This window comes from Proteus sp. fly-1067, assembly GCF_040139345.1.
Taxonomy (GTDB): Bacteria; Pseudomonadota; Gammaproteobacteria; order Enterobacterales; family Enterobacteriaceae; genus Proteus; species Proteus vulgaris_B.
Genome location: NZ_JBEEUL010000165.1, coordinates 1 through 599, shown reverse-complemented (window position 1 = coordinate 599; position 599 = coordinate 1). Strand labels below are relative to the sequence as shown.

Annotated in this window: 1 protein-coding gene and 1 pseudogene; both read left to right on the top strand. The window is 34.6% G+C overall.

The genetic code is table 11. From position 1 onward, the window contains the following. A partial coding sequence (locus tag ABN217_RS19785; RefSeq protein ID WP_349459932.1) for a hypothetical protein occupies window positions 1-158 on the top strand: 158 nt, incomplete at its 5' end. A 180-nt stretch (window positions 159-338) separates the two neighbouring features. Then, window positions 339-599: pseudogene (locus tag ABN217_RS19780) on the top strand (hypothetical protein); the annotation flags it as partial.

Genomic DNA, 599 nt, shown 5'->3' with positions numbered 1-599 from the left:
GGATTGTGGGATTATTAAGAAAAGCGCAATCGCGTATTCCAGCAGAGCGTTTATGGGTGAACCCAGATTGTGGATTAAAAACACGAGGCTGGGCCGAAACACGAGCAGCATTAGCGAACATGGTTGAAGCGGCTAAATATTTACGTCAGAACGTATAATAAAATAGTTAATAGCTTATTAGCCTGCTTTTTTTGAAAGATAACTTTAATAAAAAGTCATTTATTCAAAAGGGCAGGCTTATATAAAATTAGCGTGTTAATAAAAACTCAGAGCAAATCTTATTATTGATATTCTTAAGAATTGCTATACTGCGAAAACTCTCTAATTTTATGGATATAATGATTGTGCAAAATAGCATTACACTCTCGGATAAAGTATTAGATGCTTTTCCAACTCGACCTTTAAAATTGGTTCCACTAAGAGGAGATGGTGGACTATTTCGCACCTTATTCTTAGTTATTGTAATGTTAGTATTGACCGTATTTAGTGCTTATCGAATTCCTAATATTCTTTATGATTATAAAATCAGTGAGAATGCAGTTCCTGTTGATGCTACTGTTGAAGGCTCTTGTCGATCTCAACTCTTCGTTTTAACTAAC